We start from the raw sequence: 22292 nt of genomic DNA, 5'->3' as shown, positions 1-22292 counted from the left end.
CGACCGGGCCGACCGGCTCCGGGAGGCGCGGATCGGCGCCTCCCGAACAACCGTCGATCGTCGGACCGTCCGGGCTCAGCGACCGGCCGGAACCGGGTCGGTGGCCTCGGTCCACAGGTCCTGCTCGGCGCGGTCCGCCTGGACCTGACGGTAGACAAAGAAGCCGCCGAGGGCGACCAGGGCGACCAGGAGGAGCTTCTTCACCGCGGGACCTCGTCCTTCTTGCGTTGGCGGACTCAGGAGCCGGTGCTCCGGCCGGACTGACCGGGCCGACGAGTCCAGATGTGTTTCGAGCGCGAACGGGCTGTCGGGTGCCGGACTGCCCTTGCGGCCGATGATACACACCGGTGTCCCAATCGTGACCAGCCACCGGCGCTCAACCCGGCGGTCCGGTCCGAGGATTGACGCCGCACCTCCTGTCGTACGGATCGTCCGCACGCGGCCCGCTCCGCCGGGGAACGCCGAAGGGCCCGGAGTGGATCACTCCGGGCCCTTCGGGGCGGTGGGCCTAACAGGACTTGAACCTGTGGCCTCTTCCTTATCAGGGAAGCGCTCTAACCGTCTGAGCTATAGGCCCTCGCTGCAGAGAGATAGTACCGGAAGCCGCCCGACCTGCGACGCCACCCCGTCCCGGGAACGCCGAAGGGCCCGGAGTGGATCACTCCGGGCCCTTCGCGGTGGTGGGCCTAACAGGACTTGAACCTGTGGCCTCTTCCTTATCAGGGAAGCGCTCTAACCGTCTGAGCTATAGGCCCTTGCCGCACTGAAAGATTAGCGGACCGAGCGCCGATCCCCCAAATCCGTTCCGGCCGGGGTCGCGGCGGTGACCTCGGCGACCGGGCGCACCAGCCACTCCTCGCGGGTCGGCGGCAGGCCCGATCCACCCTCCTCGGTGCTGCGGACGGCGAGGATCTGGTTGACCCCGATCCGGTTCTGCTCGAAGGCGAGCGCGGAGGCGGCCATGTACAGCCGCCAGACCCGGGCCCGGCCGAGGCCGACCAGTCGGACCGCCTGCGTCCAGTGCGCCTCCAGGTTGGCCACCCACTCGCGCAGGGTCAGCCCGTAGTGCTCGCGCAGCGCCTCGACGTCCCGGACCTCGAAGCCCGCCTCCTCCAGCCGGGCCACGGTGGAACCGACCGGGGAGAGCTCGCCGTCGGGGAAGACGTAGCGGTCGATGAAGGGGCTGGTGCGGTGGACCTCACCGGGGTGGTCGGGGCGGCGGGCGATCTGGTGGTTGAGCAGCCGGCCGCCGGGCGCCAGCAGCCGGTACAGGCCCTCGGCGTAGACCCGGTACTGCGCCTCGCCGACGTGCTCGGCCATGCCGACGCTGGAGATCGCGTCGAAGGGGCCGTCGGTGATCTCCCGGTAGTCCTGGAGCCGGACCTCGACCCGGTCGGCCAGGCCGGCCTCCTCGACCCGCGCCCGGGCCAGCGCGACCTGCTCCTCCGAGATCGACACGCCGACCGCGGTGACGCCGTAGTGCTTCGCGGCGTGCAGCAGCAGCGAGCCCCAGCCGCAGCCGACGTCCAGCAGCCGCATCCCGGGCCGCAGGCCGAGCTTGCGGCAGATCAGGTCGAGCTTGGCCTCCTGGGCGGCCTCCAGGCTCTTCGCCTCGGGCGTCCAGTAGGCGCACGAGTAGACCATGGACGGGCCCAGCACGAGGCCGTAGAAGTCGTTCCCGACGTCGTAGTGGTGATGGATGGCCGCGCGGTCCCGGCCGCGGCTGTGCAGCCGGCCCCGGGCCCGCCGGGCCTCCTCCGGGGGCGGGGTGGGCTCCGGGCCGAGCGCCCCGGCCCGCAGCGCGGCCGCCAGCACCCGGCGCCCCCGGGCGCCGAGGGCGTCGCGCGGCCCGAGGGCCAGGGCGCGGATCTCCGGCAGTTCGGCGAAGCGGGCGACCGCGGCGAGCGTCTCGTACAGGTCGGTGCCCGGGGCGAGGTCCAGGTCCCCCGCGACGTAGGCCCGGGCCAGGCCCAGCTCGCCGGGCTGCCAGAGCAGCCGGCGCAGCGCCCTGCGGTTGCGCAGGACCACGGTGGGCGCGCCGGGCGGCCCGGCGACGCTGCCGTCCCAGGCCTGTACCCGCAGGGGGACCGGGATGCCCAACAGCCCGTCCAGGGCCTCGACCAGTTGACCTGCGAGCTTCGCCACCGCGCGCCTCCGTCCAGCCGTCCTGCGGAACCCACCTGACCCGGTCGACCGACCGGGGCGGCCTGTGGCACTCCCGGGAACGGGAACGGGCGGCGTCCAGCTAATCCCACTGCGGACGGCCCGATTCCGGGCGGCACGCCGCGGGGTGCCGGTGTCACCCGAATGCGACGGGCCCCGCAGGCTGCAACAGCCTGCGGGGCCCGTACATTCCGTCTGCGGACGGCGAACTGACCGGGGGTCAGTCCTCCTCGGCGAGGGTCAGCTCGACGCCGCCGGTGAAGCCGGCCGCCGCGTTGTAGATGAAGGCCGAGAGCGTGGACAGCGCGGTCAGCAGGACGACGTCGACCACGGCGATCAGCGTGGTGAACATCATGACCTTGCCGAAGCCGATGTAGTCCATCAGGTTCAGCTGGCTGCTGGCGTTGTCCGCGCCGCCGCCGGTGACGTCCTTGAGCGTCTTGGTCAGCGAGTCGAAGACGCCGAGCGAATCCAGCGTCATCCACAGCACGGCCGAGGCCACGATGATGATGATGCCGACGGCCAGCGACAGCAGGAAGCTGACCTTCATCACCGACCACGGGTCGACCTTGGTCACCCGCAGCCGGGCCTTGCGGGTGCGGCCGAGGCCGCCCCCGACGGTGGCCGGTCCACCGGCCGGGCGGCGCGCCGCCCCGGGCACCGGGGTGCCGCCGGCCGGCGTGTTGCCGCCGGTGCGGGTGCCCCGGGGCGGGGTCGGCTGCCCCTTGGTGTACGTCGTCGGCTGCGAGAACCCACCCCCGCCGGGGGCCGGGCTGCCGGGCGGGGGCGGCGTCTGGCCCCCGTAGGTGGCACCGGCCTGGCCCGCTCCGCCGACCGGCGGCATCAGCGAGGTGGACGCGGCCGAGTGCTCGGTCGGCGGCTGTCCCGGCACGCCGTACGAACCCCCGCCCTGCGCGCCCGGACGGCCGCCGGAGGGTCCTCCCGCAGCACCCGTGGCTCCACTCACCTGGTCCTCCCGCACTTCCCACCAGGGCGGGGCCGCCCTGATCCGTCACTCGTCATCCAGCGCCCGGCGGGTTTGCCCGGTACTGGTGCGCCCGGTGCCGCCGCGTCCCTTCTCAGGACGCGACGGCACCGGTCTGCGGTTCGGTTCAGACCGCGGCGTCGCCGCCGACCGCCGTCCCCGTCCCTTCGACCGTCTCGGCGGACTCGGCGCCCACGCCCTCGTCCTCCGCCGTCTCCTCGTCCTCGGCCTCCGCGTTGCGGGCCATGCCCACGACCGCGTCGCGCTTTCCGAGGTTGATCAGTTGGACGCCCATCGTGTCACGTCCGGTTTCACGAACCTCGGAAACCCTCGTGCGGATCACCCCACCCGAGAGGGTGATCGCCATGATCTCGTCGGTGTCGTCGACCACCAGGGCGCCGACCAGCGAGCCCCGGCCCTCGACGATCTTCGCCGCCTTGGTGCCGTAACCGCCGCGTCCCTGGACACGGTACTCGTCGACACCGGTCCGCTTGGCGTACCCGCCGTCCGTGGCGGTGAAGACGTAGGTGCCCGGGCGGACGACGTTCATCGAGAGCAGCTCGTCGTCCTCGCGGAACGCCATGCCCTTGACGCCGGAGGTGGCACGGCCGGTGGGCCGCAGCGCGTCGTCGGTCGCGGTGAAGCGGATCGACTGGGCCTTCTTGGAGACCAGCAGCAGGTCGTCCTCGGAGGAGACCAGCTCGGCGCCGATCAGCTCGTCGTCCCGGCCCTCCTCGTCCTGGCGCAGGTTGATCGCGATCAGGCCGCCGGAGCGCGGCGAGTCGTAGTCCTTCAGCGGGGACTTCTTCACCAGGCCGGCCCGGGTGGCGAGGACCAGGTACGGCTTGTCCTCGTAGGTGCGGACGGCCATCACCTGGGCGATGTGCTCCTCCGGCTGGAAGGCCAGCAGGTTGGCCACGTGCTGGCCGCGGGCGTCGCGGCCGGCGTCCGGCAGCTCGTAGCCCTTGGCGCGGTACACCCGGCCCTTGTTGGTGAAGAACAGGATCCAGTTGTGGGTCGTCGTCACGAAGAAGTGGTCGACGATGTCGTCCTGCTTGAGCTGGGCGCCGCGCACGCCCTTGCCGCCGCGCTTCTGCGAGCGGTAGAGGTCGGAGCGGGTCCGCTTGACGTAGCCGCCACGGGTGATCGTGACGACGATGTCCTCCTCGGCGATGAGGTCCTCGATGGAGAGGTCGCCGTCCGAGGGGATGAGGGTCGAGCGCCGCTCGTCGCCGTACTTCTCGACGATCGCGGTGAGTTCCTCGGAGATGATCTCGCGCTGACGGGACGGCGAGGCCAGGATCGCGTTGTACTCGTCGATCTTGCGCTGCAGCTCGTCGTGCTCGTCGGTGATCCGCTGGCGCTCCAGGGCGGCCAGGCGGCGCAGCTGCATCTCCAGGATCGCGTTGGCCTGGAGCTCGTCGATGTCCAGCAGGCCCATCAGGCCGCTGCGGGCGGCGTCGGCGCTGGCCGAGGCCCGGATCAGCGCGATGACCTCGTCGATCAGGTCCAGGGCCTTGAGCAGCGCGCGCAGGATGTGGGCGCGCTCCTCGGCCTTGCGCAGCCGGAAGGTGGTCCGCCGGACGATGACCTCGACCTGGTGGTTGACCCAGTGCCGGATGAAGGCGTCCAGCGACAGCGTGCGCGGCACCCCGTCGACCAGGGCCAGCATGTTGGCGCCGAAGTTGGTCTGCAGCTCGGTGTGCTTGTACAGGTTGTTGAGCACGACCTTGGCGACCGCGTCGCGCTTGAGCACGACGACCAGCCGGGTGCCGGTGCGGGACGAGGACTCGTCGCGGACGTCGGCGATGCCGGCGATCTTGCCGTCCTTGACCAGGTCGGCGATCTTCAGCGCGAGGTTGTCCGGGTTGACCTGGTACGGCAGCTCGGTGATCACCAGGCACTGGCGGCCCTGGATCTCCTCGACCTCGACCACGGCGCGCATGGTGACCGAGCCGCGGCCGGTGCGGTAGTAGTCGTCGATCCCGCGGCGGCCGACGATCAGCGCGCCGGTGGGGAAGTCGGGGCCCTTGATCCGCTCGATCAGGGCCTCCAGCAGGTCCTCGGCGGAGGCCTCCGGGTTCTCCAGGTACCAGAGCGCGCCGGAGGCGACCTCGCGGAGGTTGTGCGGCGGGATGTTGGTGGCCATGCCGACCGCGATGCCGGTGGCACCGTTGACCAGCAGGTTGGGGATGCGGGCCGGGAGGACGGTCGGCTCCTGCGAGCGGCCGTCGTAGTTGGGCGCGAAGTCGACGGTCTCCTCGTCGATGTCGCGCATCATCTCCATGGCCAGCGGCATCAGCTTGCACTCGGTGTAGCGCATGGCCGCGGCCGGGTCGTTGCCCGGGGAGCCGAAGTTGCCGTTGCCGTCCACCAGCGGCATCCGCAGCGACCACGGCTGGGCCAGACGGACCACGGTGTCGTAGATCGAGGTGTCACCGTGCGGGTGGTAGTTGCCCATGACGTCGCCGACGACGCGGGCGCACTTGTAGTAGCCCTTCTCGGGCCGGTACCCGCCGTCGTACATCGCGTAGAGCACGCGGCGGTGCACCGGCTTGAGGCCGTCGCGGACCTCGGGGAGCGCCCGGCTGACGATCACGCTCATCGCGTAGTCGAGGTAGGAGCGCTGCATCTCGGTCTCGAGCTCGACCGGCTCGATCCGCATCGTCGTCTGGACGGTGGCCTCGGCGGCCTCGGGAGTCTCGGGCTGGTCGCCTTCGGGACGGTTGTCGTCGACCACTGGTGGTCAGTTTCCTTTCACGCGGACTGGTACGTGCGGGGCCTGGGTCGCAGGCGTCACACGTCCAGGAAGCGGACGTCCTTGGCGTTGCGCTGGATGAAGGAGCGGCGGGCCTCGACGTCCTCGCCCATCAGCACGGAGAACAGCTCGTCGGCGCGGGCGGCGTCCTCCAGGGTGACCTGGAGCAGCAGCCGGTGCTCGGCGTCCATGGTGGTCACCCGGAGCTCCTCGGCGTTCATCTCGCCGAGACCCTTGAAGCGCTGGATCGCGTCGTCCTTGGGCAGTCGGCGGCCGGCCGCGACGCCGGCGGCGATCAGCGCGTCGCGCTCGCGGTCCGAGTAGGCGTACTCGAAGTCGTCCTTGCCCCACTTGATCTTGTACAGCGGCGGCATGGCCAGGTAGACGTACCCGGACTCGACCAGCGGACGCATGAAGCGGAACAGCAGGGTCAGCAGCAGGGTGCGGATGTGCTGTCCGTCGACGTCGGCGTCGGCCATCAGGACGATCTTGTGGTAGCGCAGCTTGGACTCGTCGTAGTCCTCCTGGATGCCGCAGCCGAAGGCCGAGATCAGCGCCTGGACCTCGGTGTTCTGCAGCACCTTGTCGATCCGGGCCTTCTCGACGTTCAGGATCTTGCCGCGGATCGGCAGGATGGCCTGGGTGCGCGGGTCGCGGCCCTGCTTGGCCGAGCCGCCGGCGGAGTCACCCTCGACGATGAAGATCTCGCACTCGGACGGGTCCTTGGACTGGCAGTCCGAGAGCTTGCCCGGCAGCGAGGCGGACTCCAGCAGGCCCTTGCGGCGGGTGAGGTCGCGGGCCTTGCGGGCGGCGACGCGCGCGGTGGCGGCCTGGATGGACTTGCGGATGATGTCCGAAGCCTCGTTGGGGTTGCGGTCCAGCCAGTCGTTGAGCTGCTCGTGGACGACCTTCTGGACGAAGGTCTTGGCCTCGGTGTTGCCGAGCTTGTCCTTGGTCTGGCCCTCGAACTGCGGCTCGCCGAGCTTGACCGAGATGATCGCGGTCAGACCCTCGCGGATGTCCTCGCCGGAGAGGTTGTCGTCCTTCTCCCGGAGCAGCTTCTTGTCCCGCGCGTAGCGGTTGACCAGGCCGGTCAGCGCGGCGCGGAAGCCCTCCTCGTGGGTGCCGCCGCCGTGGGTGTGGATGGTGTTGGCGAAGCTGTAGACCCCCTCGGTGTAGGAGGAGTTCCACTGCATCGCGATCTCCACCGAGATCGCCTTGTCCTTGTCCTCCGCCTCGAAGTCGATCACCGAGGGGTGGATGACCTCGCCCTTGCGGGAGTTGAGGTGGGCGACGAAGTCGGCGATGCCGCCGTCGTACTTGTACGTGACGGAGAGCGGCTTGCCCTCCTCGTCGACGTGCTCGGGGCGCTCGTCGGTCAGCGAGATCGACAGGCCCTTGTTGAGGAAGGCCATCTCCTGGAAGCGCCGGGAGAGCGTCTCGAAGGAGTAGACGGTGGTCTCGAAGATGTCGGCGTCGGCCCAGAAGGTCACCGTGGTGCCGGTGCGGTCGGTCTCCGCGCCCTTGACCAGGGCGGCGGTCGGCGCGCCCATCTTGTAGTCCTGGGTCCAGACGTGGCCGTCCTTGTGGATCTCCACCGAGAGCCGGGTGGACAGCGCGTTCACCACCGAGACGCCGACGCCGTGCAGACCGCCGGAGACTGCGTAGCCGCCACCACCGAACTTGCCGCCCGCGTGCAGGACGGTGAGCACGACCTCGACGGCCGGCTTGTCCTGGCCGGGGACGATGTCGACCGGGATGCCTCGGCCGTTGTCGACGCAACGGATCGCTCCGTCGGCCATGATCGTGACGTCGATGGTGTCGGCGTACCCCGCCATCGCCTCGTCGACGGAGTTGTCCACGACCTCCTGCACCAGGTGGTGCAGGCCGCGCTCACCGGTCGAGCCGATGTACATGCCGGGGCGCTTGCGGACGGCGTCGAGGCCTTCCAGCACCTGGATGTTGCTGCCGGTGTAGGAAGCCTGGTCGGTCTGGTCTGGGGTCTGGCTGGGGTTGCCGGAATCGGCCACGAAGCGCCCTCTCTGGCACAGCACGGGCCGCATTCCCACCCCGTGCGGGCAGGCGTGCGACCACGGCGTTTCGACTCGGTTGCCACTAGCAACAGTGTTTGGCTTTCAGTCTACCGGTACGACTGACAGAGATGGGCGTTTGGCAGCCCTTGAAGGCAGATATGCCGCCCTGAATCCCCTCGGGACATGTCCCGATACTCGACCGGGGGGCCCGGGGCGCCTGGAAGGGCCGTCAGGGGTTCCGGAAGATCGTGGTCCGATCCCGGCCCGGGCCGGCCGCCGCCGGCCGGGCTCAGCCCCAGGTGTCGCCGGGGCCCTTGCTGCCGGGCGCGCGCAGCCGGCCGTAGCCGCGGACCGGCGCGGCGGGGCCGAGCACCTTGATGGTCCGGACCGTGCCGTGGCCCAGCTCGTGGTTCAGACGGGCCACCAACTGTCGTGCCAGCCAGCGCAGTTGAGTGGCCCAGGCGGTGGAGTCGCACTGCACGGTGAGCACCGCGGCGGCCTCGTCGTAGGAGGAGGGGTGGCAGTGCGCGGAGATGTCCGGGCCGACGATCTGCGGCCAACGGCCCATCACCCCGCCGACCGCGGCCGAGGACTCCCAGCCGCGCTCGGTCAGCAGCCGGTTCAGCGCCGCACCCAGCGGCACCGGGTCGCGGCCGTCCGAGCGGGCGCCGCTGCGCAGCCCGTGCCGCTTCGCCTCGCGCTTCTGCTGGACCTGCTCGCCGCGCTGCCGGGCCTGGGCGCGGGCCGCCCGCAGCGCCGAGCGGGCGAGATCGGCCCCCGTCGGCTCGGCGGTGCCGGGTCCGGGGGAGGTCTCCGCCGACTCGCTCACGGCGATCTCCTTTCCCCAGCCTGTGGACAACCCGATGAGCCGTCCAGCCTACGGGAGCGCACGGGTGCGGCAGGTCGGCGCGGGCCGCGTCGTGGTACGGGCCGACCGGGGCGGTCGACGGAGGAAGTGGGCGGGTGGAGCGGGGTGGGGATCAGGCGTCGACCCGACGGACGGCGCCGTCGGAGACCGCGAACCGGGCGCCGGCCAGCGCCTTCGGCACGTCCTCGGCCACCGCGGCGGTCACCAGCACCTGCTCGCCGTCGGCCACCAGCTCGGCCAGCCGGTCCCGGCGGGCGGCGTCCAGCTCGGCGAACACGTCGTCCAGGATCAGCACCGGCTCGCCGCCGTCGGCGCGCAGCAGCTCGTACGAGGCCAGCCGCAGCGCGAGCGCGAACGACCAGGACTCGCCGTGGCTGGCGTAGCCCTTGGCGGGCAGCGGGCCGAGCTTGAGCCCCAGCTCGTCGCGGTGCGGGCCGACCAGGGTGATCCCGCGCTCGACCTCCTGCTTGCGGACCGCCTGGAGCGCCCCCAGCAACTGCTCCTCGGCCTGCTCCCGGCTGGTCGGCAGCTCGCCCTCGAAGGAGCTGCGGTACTCCAGCACGGTCTCGCCCCCGCCCGGGGCCACCCGGCCGTACGCGGCCGTCACCAGTGGCTGCAGGGCGGACACCAGCTGGATCCGGAAGGCGGTCAACTCGGCCCCGGCGCGGGCCAGATGACCGTCCCAGACCTCCAGGGTGGACAGGTCGGCGCCCTTGCCGCCGCCGGCCCGACGGGCCATCGCGGCGGTCTTCAGCAGGGCGTTGCGCTGCTTGAGCACCCGTTCGTAGTCCTGCCGGACCCCGGCCAGCCGGGGGGCCCGGGCGGTCAGCAGCTCGTCCAGGAAGCGCCGCCGCTCGCCCGGGTCGCCCTTGACCAGGCTGAGGTCCTCGGGGGCGAACAGGACGGTCCGCAGCAGGCCCAGCACGTCCCGCGGGCGGACGTTGTCGGAGCGGTTGATCCGGGCCCGGTTGGCCTTGCCCGCGGTGAGCTCCAGCTCGACCAGGGTGGAGCGGCCGCGGTCCACCACCGAGGTGCGGATCACCGCCCGTTCGGCGCCCAGCCGGATCAGCGGGGCGTCGGTGGCGACCCGGTGGCTGCCCAGGGTGGCGACGTAGCCGATCGCCTCGACCAGGTTGGTCTTGCCCTGGCCGTTGGGCCCGACGAAGGCCGTCACGCCCGGGTCGAGGGGTACCTCGGCCCGGGCGTACGACCGGAAGTCGGCGAGCGACAGGTGCGCGACGTGCATGCTGGGGACTGCGCTCGCCTTCTGTGAACAGGCCTGTGGATGACCGCGGGAGCCCGGCGGACTACCCGGCTACTTGGACTCGACCGCGTGGCCGCCGAACTGGTTGCGCAGCGCGGCGATCATCTTCATCTGCGGCGAGTCGTCCTGGCGGGAGGCGAAGCGGGCGAACAGCGAGGCGGTGATCGCCGGCAGCGGGACGGCGTGGTCGATCGCGGCCTCGACGGTCCAGCGGCCCTCGCCGGAGTCGGCGGCCCAGCCGCGCAGCTTGGCCAGGTGCTCGTCATCGTCCAGGGCGCGGACGGCCAGGTCCAGCAGCCAGGAGCGGATGACAGTGCCCTCCTGCCAGCTGCGGAAGACCTCGCGCACGTCGGTGACCTCGGGGGCGGCCTCGAGCAGCTCCCAGCCCTCGGCGAAGGCCTGCATCATCGCGTACTCGATGCCGTTGTGGACCATCTTGGCGAAGTGACCGGCGCCCACGGCGCCCGCGTGCACCGAGCCGAAGTCGCCCTCGGGCTTGAGCGCGTCGAAGACCGGCTTGGCCAGGGCGACGTGCTCGGCGTCGCCGCCGTACATCAGCGCGTAGCCGTTCTCCAGGCCCCAGACGCCGCCGGAGACACCGCAGTCGACGAAGCCGATGCCCTTGGCCGCCAGCGCCTCGGCGTGCTTGATGTCGTCGGTCCAGCGGGAGTTGCCGCCGTCGACCACGACGTCACCGGGGGAGAGCAGCTCGGCGAGCTCGTCGACGGTGGCCTGGGTCGCGGCGCCGGCCGGAACCATCACCCAGACCACGCGCGGGCCCTGGAGCTTGGTGACGAGCTCCTGCAGGCTCTCGACGTCGGAGATCTCCGGGTTGCGGTCGTATCCGATGACGGTGTGGCCGGCGCGGCGGATCCGCTCGCGCATGTTGCCGCCCATCTTGCCGAGACCGATGAGGCCGAGCTCCATGACCAAATCCTTACTGTGGGGACGTGCCTGGCGGCGGCGCCGTTGCCGCACTCCCCGAGCCTACGCTTCCGGGGGATCAGGGCCCCCTGCGGTCGGGGCCGACCGGGGGAGACGTCCACAGGCTGTGCACAGCGGGTGTGCACAGCCTGTGGACGACCGGTCCGGTCCGGGCCCGGACCGGGCGGCGGTCAGCCGGAGAGGCGGACCGGCATGATCAGGTACTGGTACGCCTTGTCCTCCTCGGCGTCCACCGAGACCTTGCCGCTGAGCAGGGCGGGCTTGGTCGGGGTGGTGAAGCTCAGCTGGGCGAAGGGGGAGTCGATGGCCTTGAGGCCCTCCTCCAGGTAGCCCGGGTTGAAGGCGATCGAGATGTCGTCGCCCTCCAGGTCGGCCTCGATCCGCTCGGTGGCCTGGGCGTCGTCGCCCGAGCCGGCCTCCAGGGTCAGCACGCCCTGCTCGAAGTTCAGCCGGACCGGGGTGTTGCGCTCGGCCACCAGCGAGACGCGCTTGAGCGCCTCCAGGAAGGGCTGGGTCTGGATCGCGGCGACCGCGCTGAACTCGGTCGGGAACAGGCTGCGGAACTTGGGGAACTCGCCCTCCAGCAGCCGGGTGGTGGTGCGGCGGCCGGCGCCCTCGAAGCCGATCAGGCCCTCGCCCGCGCCGCCCGAGGAGAGCGCGATGGAGACGGTGTCGCCGCTGCCCAGGGACTTGGCGATGTCCTGGAGGGTCTTGGCGGGCACCAGGGCGACCGCCGAGATGTCCGACTGCTCGGGCTTCCACAGCAGGTCGCGGACGGCGAAGCGGTACCGGTCGGTGGCGGCCAGGGTGATCCGGTCGCCCTCGATCTCGACCCGGACGCCGGTGAGCACCGGGAGGGTGTCGTCGCGGCCGGCGGCGACGGCGGCCTGGCTGACCGCGGAGGCGAAGACGTCCCCGGAGACGGTGCCGGTCGCGGTCGGCATCTGGGGCAGGGCCGGGTACTCGTCCACCGGCAGGGTGGGGAGGGTGAACCGGGAGCTGCCGCAGACCACGCTGACCCGCTGGCCGTCGGTGGAGATCTCCACCGGCCGGTTGGGAAGGTTGCGCGAGATGTCGTTGAGCAGGCGACCGGAGACCAGGACGGTGCCGGCCTCCTCGACGTCCGCCTCCAGCTCGACCCGGGCCGAGACCTCGTAGTCGAAGCCCGACAGCGCCAGGCTGCCCTCCTGCGCGGTCAGCAGCAGGCCGGCCAGCACCGGCACCGGCGGCCGTGCCGGGAGGCTGCGGGCAGCCCAGGCCACCGCCTCCGCGAGGACGTCACGCTCCACCCGGAACTTCACCGGTAACCGCCTCCTGGTTCGAGCGCTCCCGCTCGCACTCTGGTTCGTCTGATCTTGATCGTCGGTGCGCCTGTCCGCCGAGCTCTACCACTCCGCTTCCAGTCGCAAAGGACAGTCTGACGTACTCCGCCGACAGACGGGGCAGACGGGCGGAAGCAAGCCGAACAGATGTCGGGGTCCACGGTCGACCGGGTTGTCCACAGATTTCGGGCCCACCCACTTTCAAAGCAGGTTCACGGTCTATCTGTGTAGCGGTAGTAGTAGGGCCTGTGGAAACCGTGGATAACCCCGTTTCCGCAGGTCAGCGCCCAAATTTTGTCCACAGTCGGTGTGGACGGCGGCTGTGGACGAGCGGGGCGCGCTGTGGACAGCCGAGCGTTACCCACAGGGCACGCTGGGTATCCACAGGTTATCCCCAGGGCTGTCCCCAGATCCGGGCCCGGTTATCCACGGGCCCTGGTCAACTTTTCGTGACGCCTTTCACACCAGGGTGTGAACGGGCGCCCAAGGTTGTCGAACTGTGGACCCCGCTGTGGACAACCTGGGGATAACCGCCCCGACCCTGGGGACAACCGGTGGATAACCCGGACGGCCCACTGGCGGCCCGTCAATTGTCCACACCCTGTGGATAACCGTTGTGCACAAGTCCACAGGCATCTGACCTGCGCGGAAGAGCGTAGCGGCGACGGGCCTGTGGACGAATTCTGGATAACTCCGGACGCCCCGGCCTGTGGACTGTGCAGAAGGGGCCCGTCCTGTGGACAACGGCCCTGCGCGCTCCCGGTTTTCGAATCACCGGTCAGTTGTTCGGCGCTGGCTGTGGACTGGTGGAACGTCCGTCGACCCGAACCCTGCCCAGCCGTCCTCCGCCACACACCTCCGGAAGCGCAAAAAGGGCGTCAGGATGGCTCCTGACGCCCTTCTCCGGCCACCGGGGCCGGCCCGCTAGCTCTTGATGCGGTTGGTGAGTTCGGTGACCTGGTTGTAGATGGAGCGCCGCTCGGCCATCAGCGAGCGGATCTTCCGGTCCGCGTGCATCACCGTGGTGTGGTCGCGGCCGCCGAACTGCGCCCCGATCTTCGGCAGCGACAGGTCGGTGAGCTCCCGGCAGAGGTACATGGCGATCTGGCGCGCCGTCACCAGCACCCGGCTGCGCGAGGAACCGCAGAGGTCGTCCACCCCCAGGCCGAAGTACGCGGCGGTCTGCTGCATGATGACCTGCGCGGTGATCTCCGGCCCGGCGTCCTCGTCGCCGCCGGGGATCAGGTCCTTGAGGACGATCCCGGCCAACTCCAGGTCCACCGGCGCCCGGTTGAGGTTGGCGAAGGCGGTGACCCGGATCAGGGCACCCTCCAACTCCCGGATGTTGCGGGTGATCCGGGACGCGATGAACTCCAACACGTCGGCGGGGGCGTTGAGTTGTTCCTGGATCGCCTTCTTGCGCAGGATCGCGATCCGGGTCTCCAGCTCCGGCGGGGTGACGTCGGTGATCAGGCCCCACTCGAACCGGTTGCGCAGCCGGTCCTCCAGCGTGGTCAGCAGCTTGGGCGGCCGGTCCGAGGAGAGGACGATCTGCTTGTTCGCGTTGTGGAGGGTGTTGAAGGTGTGGAAGAACTCCTCCTGGGTGGACTCCTTGCTCGCCAGGAACTGGATGTCGTCCACGAGCAGGATGTCCATGTCCCGGTAGCGGCGGCGGAAGGTGTCCGCCTTGCCGTCCCGGATCGAGTTGATGAACTCGTTGGTGAACTCCTCCGAGGACACGTACCGCACCCGGGTGCCCGGGTAGAGGCTGCGCGAGTAGTGCCCGATGGCGTGCAGCAGGTGGGTCTTGCCCAGCCCGGACTCGCCGTAGATGAAGAGCGGGTTGTACGCCTTGGCCGGAGCCTCGGCGACGGCCACCGCCGCGGCGTGCGCGAAGCGGTTGCTCGCACCGATGACGAAGGTGTCGAACAGGTACTTGGGGTTCAGCCGGGCGGCCGGCTCGTCCTTGCGCGAGCCGCCGGCCGGGGGAGCGCCGGGCGGGGCGGGCACGCCGGGGACGGCCGGGACGGCGGGGCGCTCGGCGGACCGCTCCGCGGACTTCTCGGCCGGGCGGCCGCCGGAGGGCCTGGAGCCCGGTCCGCGGCGGCCGGCGCCGGTGCGGGGCTGCTCGCCGGGGCCGGGGCCGTAGGCGCCGCCGAAGAGGTCGCCCTGGGTGGTCGAGGGCGGGCTGGGGAGGGGCCGCGGGGCCTGGCGCGGCGAGGGCTCCTCGGGCTCGTGGTACGGCGCCTGCGGCTCCTGGTAGCCGGGCCAGGGCTGGGCCGGCTGGCCGCCGTAGTGCGCGGGGCGCTGCTCGTAGCCGCCGTTGTCGTAGCGGGGGCGGTCGTAGTCCTGCTCGTACGACTGGTGCGGGTAGTCCTGGTCGCCGTAGCCGGAGTCCTCCTCGGCCGGGCCCGGGTAGGGCTCGGCGGGGGCCTGGGGGGCGGGTGCGGGGGCGGGGGCGGTCGGCACGGCGTTGGCGTCGACCATCACCGCGATCCGGACCGGGCGGCTGAGCTCGCGGCTGAGCGCCTCGGTCAGCTGCGGCAGCAGTCGACCCTCCAGCACCTGCTTGGCCCGCTCGTTCGGGGTCGCCAGCAGGGCGGTGTCGTGCATCATCCACATGGGTTGGGTGCGCTGCACCCACTGCTTGTCCATCTCCCCGATATCGGGGTCGTTGACCAGCCGCTCGACGACCCGAGCCCAGACCGGGACGAGGTCGCTGTTGACATCAGCCACTGGTGCACGCTTTCCAAGAACAAACCAGACAAGTCCTGCAACGGTAGTCAGCGAACAGGGACGGATCAAGTCGTTGTCCACAGGCTGTGGGTAAGCCGCCTCCGGACGGCTGGTTTGACCCTCGCACCCCGTCCCGCGTACCGTAACCAGGTCGAGTTGTCGATGGCCGCTGCCGCATGTCCGCGGGTCCACCCGCTCCATAAGGCGCGCAGCACGGGCGCCGTGGATTGCCCAAGACCCCAGCCGAACTGGGGCGATGGGCCGGATTTCCGAATCAGGGGAGATCACGCGGACGCACGGTGACGGCCAAGCGACCCCCCGTCATCCTACGATTCACCTCAGGAGCCCCCGAGTGAGCAAGCGCACCTTCCAGCCGAACAACCGTCGTCGCGCGAAGACCCACGGCTTCCGGCTGCGGATGCGTACCCGTGCCGGCCGCGCCATTCTGGCTGCCCGCCGTGGCAAGGGTCGCGCCGCCCTGTCCGCCTGATCCGCACCAGAGTCTGTTGTGCTGCCCTCCGAGAATCGGCTGCGGCGGCGCCAGGACTTCGCGACCGCGGTGAAACGCGGTCGCCGGGCCGGTCGGCCCCTTCTGGTCGTCCATCTCAGCAGAGACGGTGACCCGCAGGGGCAGACCGACCGGACCAGCGACTCCCGCCCGCACGTCGCCGAGGGGACTCCTTCGGCGCGTGCGGGTTTCGTCGTGAGCAAGGCCGTTGGCCCGGCGGTCGTGCGCAACCTGGTCAAGCGCCGGTTGCGCCATCTTGTCCGTGATCGTCTGTCCAGGCTGCCCGCCGGTAGCCTGATAGTGGTGCGTGCACTGCCTCAGGCCGCGACCGCCTCGTACCAGGAGCTCGAACGGGACCTGGACGCGGCGCTCAAGCGGTTGCTGCGGGTGGAGCCCGCTGCGACGGCGCCGACGGGAGCAGGGCGATGAAGTACCTGCTGATGGGTCTGATCAGGGTCTACCAGTGGACCATCAGCCCACTGCTCGGTCCGGTCTGCCGCTACTACCCCTCCTGCTCGCACTACGGCTACGAGGCCGTGAAGGTGCACGGGGCGGTGAAGGGCGGCGGGCTGACCGTCTGGCGCATCCTGCGTTGCAATCCGTGGACGCCCGGCGGGGTCGATCATGTCCCGCCGCGCAAGCATCCGGTGTGGCACCGGCGGTTGCGTGACCGGCTGAACAGCCGGTCCGCCGTCGACACGTCGGTGACCGTCACCCCCGCCGGTCCGGACCCACAGGGCCCGGCGACCATTGGCCCCGAGCGGCCGATCCACCTGTCCAAGGAGCCTGACCGGTGACCTTCGGTTTTCTGAGTCCCCTGTACACCGCGGTGTCCTGGATCATCGTCCAGTTCCACTCGCTGTACAGCAACATCTTCGATCCGGACGGCGGCTGGGCCTGGGGCCTGGCCATCGCCTCGATGGTCGTCGTCATCCGGATCTGCCTGATCCCGCTCTTCGTGAAGCAGATCAAGGCGACCCGGGCCATGCAGGCGATCCAGCCGAAGATGAAGGCTATCCAGGAGCGCTACAAGAACGATCGCCAGCGCCAGTCCGAAGAGATGATGAAGCTGTACAAGGATGCGGGTACCAACCCGTTCTCCAGCTGCCTTCCCATCATCGTCCAGGCGCCGTTCTTCACCGCTCTCTACGGTGTGCTGTCCAAGGTCGCCAAGGGCGAGGACATCGGCGTCATCCACGGCTCGCTGCTGCTGAGCGCGGGCAAGGCGCACATCTTCGGAGCCCCGCTCTCCGCGACCTTCGTCAGCAGCCCCGAGACCAGCGTCAAGATCGTCACCGCGGTGATGATCGTGATGATGTCGCTGTCGCAGTTCGTCACCCAGCGCCAGCTGATGACCAAGAACGTCGACCTCACGGTCAAGACGCCGTTCATGCAGCAGCAGAAGATGCTGATGTACGTCTTCCCGGTGATGTTCGCCGTGATGGGCATCAACTTCCCGGTCGGTGTCCTGGTCTACTGGCTGACCACCAACGTCTGGTCGATGGGCCAGCAGCTGGTCGTCATCCACAACAACCCGACCCCGGGCAGCAAGGCCTTCGAGGAGCGCCAGGCGCGCCTGAAGAAGGCCGGCCGACTGCGTCCGGACGGTACGGAGATCAAGGGCGCGCTCTGGGGCATGCTGCCCCCGTCCAAGGCGAGCATCGCCGAGGCGGCCTCCGCCGCCGCGGTGGTCGAGGAGTCGGTCCGGGCGAACCGCCAGCAACCCCGTCGCCAGACCAAGGCCCAGCGCCAGCAGAGCGGTGCCGCCCAGGTCGTCGAGGCGGGCGAGGACACCCCGGTCGAGCAGCCCGCCGAGGAGGCCGTCCCGGCCGACTCCGGTGCCAAGCCGGCGGACGCCAAGCAGCCCGCGGCCAGGCCCGGCGGCACCAAGCAGGGCACCCGGCAGCAGCCCAAGCGCGGCGGCCAGCGGCCGAAGAAGAAGTCCTGACCGACTTCTGCGAAGAGCTTCGTTCCCCGCCCGCCAGCCGGGCCCATCTCCGAAGGAGTCCATCAGTGACGGAAGGCACCACCTCCGCCATCGAGGCCGAGGCCGCCGCCAGCGCCGACGAGAGCCTCATCACCCGCTTGGAGCAGGAGGGTGACATCGCGGCGGACTACCTGGAGGGTCTGCTCGACATCGCGGACCTCGACGGTGACATCGACATGGACGTCGAGGGCGACCGCGCCCTGGTCTCCATCGTCAGCGACGGCAACGACCGCGCGCTGCAGCGCCTGGTCGGCCAGGACGGCGAGGTGCTGGAGGCCCTGCAGGAGCTGACCCGGTTGGCTGTCCACCGGGAGACCGGCGAGCGCAGCCGTCTCATGCTGGACATTGCCGGCTTCCGGGCCCGCAAGCGCGAGGAACTGGCGGTCCTGGGCGCCCAGGCCGCGGAGCAGGCCAGGACCAGCGGCGAGCAGGTCAAGCTGCGGCCGATGACGCCCTTCGAGCGCAAGGTGGTCCACGACGCGGTCGCGGCCGCCGGGCTGCGCAGCGAGTCGGAGGGCGAAGAGCCCCAGCGGTGCGTGGTCGTGCTGCCGGCCTGAGGCCGACGGCCGACGACCGGTCGCCGCGGCGGTCGGTGAGCCTTACCGGACACGACCCCGTCCGCCTCGTGCGGGCGGGGTCGTTGTTCCTTCTGGGATGTTTCACGTGAAACAGTGCGTTTGAGCGGGTCGGTGGATCCGGAGATCGGAGAGGTCGAGATGGACACGGAGAGCGCGGCCACCGGCCGTCCGGGGGCGGACGTGAACCCTGACGCCGAGGAGCGGACCACCGGGACGCCGGAGACGCCCGAGACGCCCGAGCTGGACGTGCTGGCCGAGGCGCCCGCCGCCGCCCGGGAGGTCTTCGGGGACCGCTTCGACGCCGCCGTTCGCTACACCGAGCTGCTGGCCACCGCAGGGGTCCGGCGCGGCCTGATCGGGCCCCGCGAGGTGCCCCGGCTGTGGGACCGGCACGTCCTGAACTGCGCGGTGCTGGCCGAGCTGCTGCCGGCCGGCTCCACCCTCTGCGACGTCGGCTCCGGCGCCGGCCTGCCCGGGATCCCGGTGGCCCTCGCCCGTCCGGACGTCTCGGTGACCCTGCTGGAGCCGCTGCTGCGTCGGACCACCTTCCTGGAGGAGGTCGTCCGGGAGCTGGCCCTGGAGAACGTCACGGTGCTGCGCGGCCGGGCCGAGGAGATGGTCGGCAAGCTCGCGGTGGACGTGGTGACCGCCCGGGCGGTGGCGCCGCTGGACCGGCTGGCGGGCTGGGGGATGCCGCTGCTGCGCCCGCACGGGCAGATGCTGGCGCTCAAGGGCGACAGTGCCGAGCAGGAGCTGGCCGACTCGCGCGCCGGACTGGCCAAGCTGGGCGCCGTGGAGTGGAGCGTCATCTCGGTCGGCGAGGGCACCCTGGAGACCTCGACCCGGGTGGTCCAGGTGAAGGCGGGGGAGAGCCCCGGCGGGGTGAGGGCCGCGACCCGACGGGCCAAGATGGCCCGGGCCGGCCGCAACGCCGGCGCCAAGAACGGCCAGGGCGCCCGGGGCGGGCGGCGCCGCAGCCGCTGACCCCGGCTCGTGCCACGACAGCGGGCGGACGGTTCCCTCCTCGGAGCGGGAACCGTCCGCCCGTCGTCGTTCAGGTGACGGCCCGGCCTCCGACGGGAAACCGGAGTGTCGCAACGTCAGATTTCCGGCATAGCGGGCATGGTGTTTCACGTGAAACGTCGCTCCCTGCTCTCCGGAATCCTCAGTCGCGGTCGGGCGGCGACTGTTGCCGCTCCGGTTTCACGTGAAACACTGAGCCCCATGCAGGACTCGGAGACCATCGACCAGATCGATGACACGCCCATCGCGCGGGCTGCCCAGGCTGCGGTTCAGGCGATCGGCCGAGCGGGGGAGGGGCTGCCCCGTCCCGCCGCCACCCGGGTGATCGTGGTCGCCAACCAGAAGGGCGGGGTGGGCAAGACCACCACCACCGTGAACATGGCCGCCTCGCTGGCCATGCACGGGCTGCGCGTCCTGGTGGTCGACCTCGACCCCCAGGGCAACGCGTCCACCGCCCTCGGCATCGACCACCACGCCGAGGTGCCGTCCATCTACGACGTCCTGGTCGAGGGCAAGCCCATGGCCGACGTGGTCCAGCCGGTCGTGGACGTGGAGGGGCTGTTCTGCGTCCCCGCCACCATCGACCTGGCCGGCGCCGAGATCGAGCTGGTCTCGCTGGTGGCCCGGGAGAGCCGGCTGCAGCGGGCCATCGCCGCCTACGAGCAGCCGCTGGACTACATCCTGATCGACTGTCCGCCCTCGCTGGGTCTGCTGACGGTCAACGCCCTGGTGGCCGGTCAGGAGGTGCTGATCCCGATCCAGTGCGAGTACTACGCGCTGGAGGGCCTCGGCCAGCTGCTGCGCAACGTCGATCTGGTGCGCGCCCACCTCAACCCCACGCTGCACGTCTCGACCATCCTGCTCACCATGTACGACGCCCGGACCAGGCTGGCCTCCCAGGTCGCCGAGGAGGTCCGGACGCACTTCCAGAACGAGGTGCTGAGCACGGCGATCCCGCGCTCGGTGCGCATCTCGGAGGCGCCCAGCTACGGGCAGACGGTGCTGACCTACGACCCCGGTTCGACCGGGGCGCTCTCGTACCTGGAGGCCGCCCGCGAGCTCGCGCTGCGCGCGGTGGGCCAGGGCGGCTCGCTGGTCGGTCAGCAGCGGGACGGCAGCGGTACGGGGCACGGCGCCCCGATGGCACAGCACGGTACGACGGAGGGTCATCAGTGAGTGGTCGCAGGGGTCTGGGACGAGGGCTCGGGGCGCTGATCGGCCCCGCCGCGCCGGCTGACGGCGGGGCGGCGCAGCCCGCCGCGGCCCCGTCCGCGCCGACCTCGGTGGTGACGACCGGTGCGACGTCACCGGTCTCGGTGCCGGTGCTGCCGGGCGGCCGCGCCACGGTCGCGGCCCGGGCGGCGGTCGGGCGACCGGTGGAGCCGCCGGCGCCGGTTCCGGGGGCCTTCTTCGCCGAGCTGCCGCTGGACGCGATCACCCCCAACCCGCGCCAGCCGCGCGACGTGTTCGACGAGGAGAAGCTCGCCGAGCTGGTCACCTCCATCAAGGAGGTGGGCCTGCTCCAGCCGATCGTGGTGCGTCAGGTCGCGGTCGAGCGCTACGAGCTGATCATGGGCGAGCGCCGCTGGCGCGCCTCTCGCGAGGCCGGGCTGGAGCGGATCCCGGCGATCGTCCGGGCCACCGAGGACGACAAGCTGCTGCTGGACGCCCTCCTGGAGAACCTGCACCGGGCCGAGCTGAACCCGCTGGAGGAGGCGGCCGCCTACGACCAGCTGCTGCGGGACTTCTCCTGCACCCACGAGGAGCTGGCCGACCGGATCGGGCGCTCGCGGACCCACGTCTCCAACACCCTCCGGCTGATGAAGCTCCCGGTGTCCATCCAGCGTCGGCTGGCGGCGGGGACGCTGACGGCCGGACACGCGCGGGCGCTGCTCTCGCTGACGGATCCCGAGGCCCAGGAGAAGCTGGCCGTGCGGATCATCGCCGAGCACCTCACGGTGCGCGCCGTCGAGGAGCTCGTCATGCTGATGCGGGCGGCGGAGCCCGAGCAGCAGAAGCGGCAGACGCCCAAGGCGGGCAAGATCATCTCTCCGGCCTTCAACGACCTGGCGAGCCGGCTCTCGGACCGCTTCGACACCCGGGTGAAGGTCGAGGTGTCGCAGCGCGGCGGCAAGCTGGGCAAGGGCAAGGTGGTGCTGGAGTTCGGCTCGGTGGAGGACCTCAACCGGATCCTGGACAGCATGGCCCCGGGCGAGGACGGTCTGCGACTGTCGCAGGGCTGAGCCGGTCGACCCGACCGGGGGCGAGGACCCGATGGGTGCATGTGCCACGTGAGCGCTGTTTCACGTGAAACATGCACCCATCGGCGTTCGTGGGGGAATGCTCGACCGTGACAGGGAGGAGGAGGGACGGGTCATGGGACGCCGGATCGCTCCGCTGACGTTGGACAACCTCGTGGACCTGCCGACGGGCTGCCGCTCCTGCGTGTTCTGGGAGCTGGACCCGGTCAGCGGCAAGGAGGCGGTGGAGTCGGGGAAGCCGGAGCTGGAGAAGGAGGGGTGGATCTCCGCGGTGCTGCTGGAGTGGGGGTCCTGCGGTCGGATCGCCTACGTGGACGACCGGCCCGCCGGATTCGTGCTCTACGCGCCGCCCGCGTACGTGCCCCGCTCGCAGTCCTTCCCGACCAGTCCGGTCTCGCCGGACGCCGTGCAGCTGATGGTCAGCCGGGTGCTGCCCGGCTACCAGCGCCAGGGGCTGGGCCGGGTGCTGGTGCAGGCGGTGGCCAAGGACCTGTTGGGGCGCGGGGTGCGGGCGATCGAGGCCTTCGGTTCGGCGGGCCGGGTGCCGACCAGCTGCGTGCTGCCGGCCGACCACCTCCTCGCGGTCGGATTCAAGACCGTCCGGCCGCATCCGCGCTACCCGAGGCTGCGGCTGGAGGCGCGGGCCACGGTCTCCTGGCGGGGGGACGTGGAGGGGGCGCTGGAGCGGCTGCTCGGGGGCGGGCGCAAGGAGCCGGCGCTGCGGCCGTTCTGAGCCGTGCCGGGCGCGGGCCAGGGCCACCCCGGCGGGTTCCCCGTGAAACGTCGACGGCGGGGGGGCCCCCGCGGGGGGCCCCCCCCGCCCCCCGGCCCGGGGGGGGGGGCCGAGAAAACGGCCGGCCC

The 22292-nt window shown here is 71.1% G+C and carries 19 protein-coding genes and 2 tRNA genes; 9 read left to right on the top strand and 12 right to left on the bottom strand.

Annotated elements, in window-relative coordinates; all coding sequences use genetic code 11:
* Positions 1–75: 75 nt before the first annotated feature.
* From AB0O91_RS36475 to dnaA, 12 genes are all read right to left on the bottom strand, one after another.
* Complete coding sequence (locus tag AB0O91_RS36475; protein WP_014137031.1) at positions 76–204, bottom strand: DLW-39 family protein; 129 nt, start codon at positions 202–204, stop codon at positions 76–78.
* Positions 205–503: 299 nt separating this feature from the next.
* Positions 504–577 (bottom strand) — tRNA-Ile (locus AB0O91_RS36470).
* Positions 578–678: 101 nt separating this feature from the next.
* Positions 679–755 (bottom strand) — tRNA-Ile (locus AB0O91_RS36465).
* A 16-nt stretch (positions 756–771) separates the two neighbouring features.
* Positions 772–2145: a cyclopropane-fatty-acyl-phospholipid synthase family protein gene (locus tag AB0O91_RS36460; RefSeq protein ID WP_363442438.1), complete on the bottom strand. Its 1374-nt coding sequence runs from the start codon at positions 2143–2145 to the stop codon at positions 772–774.
* Between the two features lie 238 nt (positions 2146–2383).
* Complete coding sequence (locus tag AB0O91_RS36455) at positions 2384–3055, bottom strand: DUF3566 domain-containing protein (protein ID WP_363442435.1); 672 nt, start codon at positions 3053–3055, stop codon at positions 2384–2386.
* Positions 3056–3275: 220 nt separating this feature from the next.
* Positions 3276–5813 (bottom strand): DNA gyrase subunit A, encoded by a 2538-nt coding sequence (gene gyrA, locus AB0O91_RS36450; protein WP_363442499.1) that lies wholly within the window; start codon positions 5811–5813, stop codon positions 3276–3278.
* Between the two features lie 131 nt (positions 5814–5944).
* Positions 5945–7960, bottom strand: a complete 2016-nt coding sequence (gene gyrB, locus AB0O91_RS36445; protein WP_363442432.1) for a DNA topoisomerase (ATP-hydrolyzing) subunit B — start codon at positions 7958–7960, stop codon at positions 5945–5947.
* Between the two features lie 268 nt (positions 7961–8228).
* Positions 8229–8768, bottom strand: a complete 540-nt coding sequence (locus AB0O91_RS36440) for a DciA family protein (protein WP_363442429.1) — start codon at positions 8766–8768, stop codon at positions 8229–8231.
* A gap of 151 nt (positions 8769–8919) precedes the next feature.
* The gene (gene recF / locus AB0O91_RS36435; RefSeq protein WP_363442426.1) at positions 8920–10053 is read right to left on the bottom strand and encodes a DNA replication/repair protein RecF; all 1134 of its coding nucleotides are present in this window, start codon (positions 10051–10053) and stop codon (positions 8920–8922) included.
* 69 nt (positions 10054–10122) lie between these two features.
* The gene (gene gnd, locus AB0O91_RS36430) at positions 10123–10998 is read right to left on the bottom strand and encodes a phosphogluconate dehydrogenase (NAD(+)-dependent, decarboxylating) (RefSeq protein WP_363442423.1); all 876 of its coding nucleotides are present in this window, start codon (positions 10996–10998) and stop codon (positions 10123–10125) included.
* 188 nt (positions 10999–11186) lie between these two features.
* Positions 11187–12317, bottom strand: coding sequence for a DNA polymerase III subunit beta (gene dnaN / locus AB0O91_RS36425; RefSeq protein ID WP_360242831.1), 1131 nt, complete (start codon positions 12315–12317; stop codon positions 11187–11189).
* Between the two features lie 945 nt (positions 12318–13262).
* Entirely contained in the window at positions 13263–15074 is a 1812-nt protein-coding gene (gene dnaA / locus AB0O91_RS36420; RefSeq protein ID WP_363442419.1) for a chromosomal replication initiator protein DnaA, read from the bottom strand.
* Between the two features lie 352 nt (positions 15075–15426).
* Between dnaA and rpmH the strand changes: the two genes are divergently transcribed.
* The 9 genes from rpmH to AB0O91_RS36375 all read left to right on the top strand — a co-directional run bounded on the left by rpmH (position 15427) and on the right by AB0O91_RS36375 (position 22164).
* Positions 15427–15564: a 50S ribosomal protein L34 gene (gene rpmH, locus AB0O91_RS36415; protein ID WP_031067783.1), complete on the top strand. Its 138-nt coding sequence runs from the start codon at positions 15427–15429 to the stop codon at positions 15562–15564.
* 18 nt (positions 15565–15582) lie between these two features.
* The gene (gene rnpA, locus AB0O91_RS36410) at positions 15583–16011 is read left to right on the top strand and encodes a ribonuclease P protein component (RefSeq protein WP_363442415.1); all 429 of its coding nucleotides are present in this window, start codon (positions 15583–15585) and stop codon (positions 16009–16011) included.
* On the top strand, positions 16008–16379 hold the full coding sequence (gene yidD / locus AB0O91_RS36405) for a membrane protein insertion efficiency factor YidD (RefSeq protein WP_363442412.1): 372 nt from the start codon (positions 16008–16010) through the stop codon (positions 16377–16379). Before rnpA ends, yidD begins: the two co-directional genes overlap by 4 nt.
* Positions 16376–17530, top strand: a complete 1155-nt coding sequence (yidC, locus tag AB0O91_RS36400) for a membrane protein insertase YidC (protein ID WP_363442409.1) — start codon at positions 16376–16378, stop codon at positions 17528–17530. The genes yidD and yidC overlap by 4 nt, the downstream gene beginning before the upstream one ends.
* A 65-nt stretch (positions 17531–17595) precedes the next feature.
* Positions 17596–18126, top strand: coding sequence for a R3H domain-containing nucleic acid-binding protein (locus tag AB0O91_RS36395; RefSeq protein ID WP_363442406.1), 531 nt, complete (start codon positions 17596–17598; stop codon positions 18124–18126).
* 159 nt (positions 18127–18285) lie between these two features.
* The gene (rsmG, locus tag AB0O91_RS36390; protein WP_363442404.1) at positions 18286–19131 is read left to right on the top strand and encodes a 16S rRNA (guanine(527)-N(7))-methyltransferase RsmG; all 846 of its coding nucleotides are present in this window, start codon (positions 18286–18288) and stop codon (positions 19129–19131) included.
* A 267-nt stretch (positions 19132–19398) separates the two neighbouring features.
* A complete protein-coding gene (locus AB0O91_RS36385; RefSeq protein ID WP_363442496.1) occupies positions 19399–20346 on the top strand; it encodes a ParA family protein in 948 nt (315 codons plus the stop codon).
* Positions 20343–21413, top strand: a complete 1071-nt coding sequence (locus AB0O91_RS36380) for a ParB/RepB/Spo0J family partition protein (protein WP_363442402.1) — start codon at positions 20343–20345, stop codon at positions 21411–21413. Before AB0O91_RS36385 ends, AB0O91_RS36380 begins: the two co-directional genes overlap by 4 nt.
* Before the next feature lie 133 nt (positions 21414–21546).
* On the top strand, positions 21547–22164 hold the full coding sequence (locus AB0O91_RS36375) for a GNAT family N-acetyltransferase (RefSeq protein WP_363442400.1): 618 nt from the start codon (positions 21547–21549) through the stop codon (positions 22162–22164).
* Positions 22165–22292 lie beyond the last annotated feature (128 nt).

Origin of the sequence: Kitasatospora sp. NPDC089797 (assembly GCF_040684795.1) — a bacterium.
GTDB lineage: Bacteria > Actinomycetota > Actinomycetes > Streptomycetales > Streptomycetaceae > Kitasatospora.
Note: the sequence above shows the minus strand (reverse complement) of the source record. Positions and strands in the feature narration are given on the sequence as shown.

What these genes read in the sequence shown, in the direction of transcription:
- gyrA (WP_363442499.1), bottom strand. Translation starts at nt 5,813, where the DNA reads ATGCGGATCGAGCCGGTCGAGCTCGAGACCGAGATGCAGCGCTCCTAC.
- recF (WP_363442426.1), bottom strand. Translation starts at nt 10,053, where the DNA reads ATGCACGTCGCGCACCTGTCGCTCGCCGACTTCCGGTCGTACGCCCGG.
- gnd (WP_363442423.1), bottom strand. Translation starts at nt 10,998, where the DNA reads ATGGAGCTCGGCCTCATCGGTCTCGGCAAGATGGGCGGCAACATGCGC.
- yidD (WP_363442412.1), top strand. Translation starts at nt 16,008, where the DNA reads ATGAAGTACCTGCTGATGGGTCTGATCAGGGTCTACCAGTGGACCATC.
- rsmG (WP_363442404.1), top strand. Translation starts at nt 18,286, where the DNA reads ATGGACACGGAGAGCGCGGCCACCGGCCGTCCGGGGGCGGACGTGAAC.
- AB0O91_RS36375 (WP_363442400.1), top strand. Translation starts at nt 21,547, where the DNA reads ATGGGACGCCGGATCGCTCCGCTGACGTTGGACAACCTCGTGGACCTG.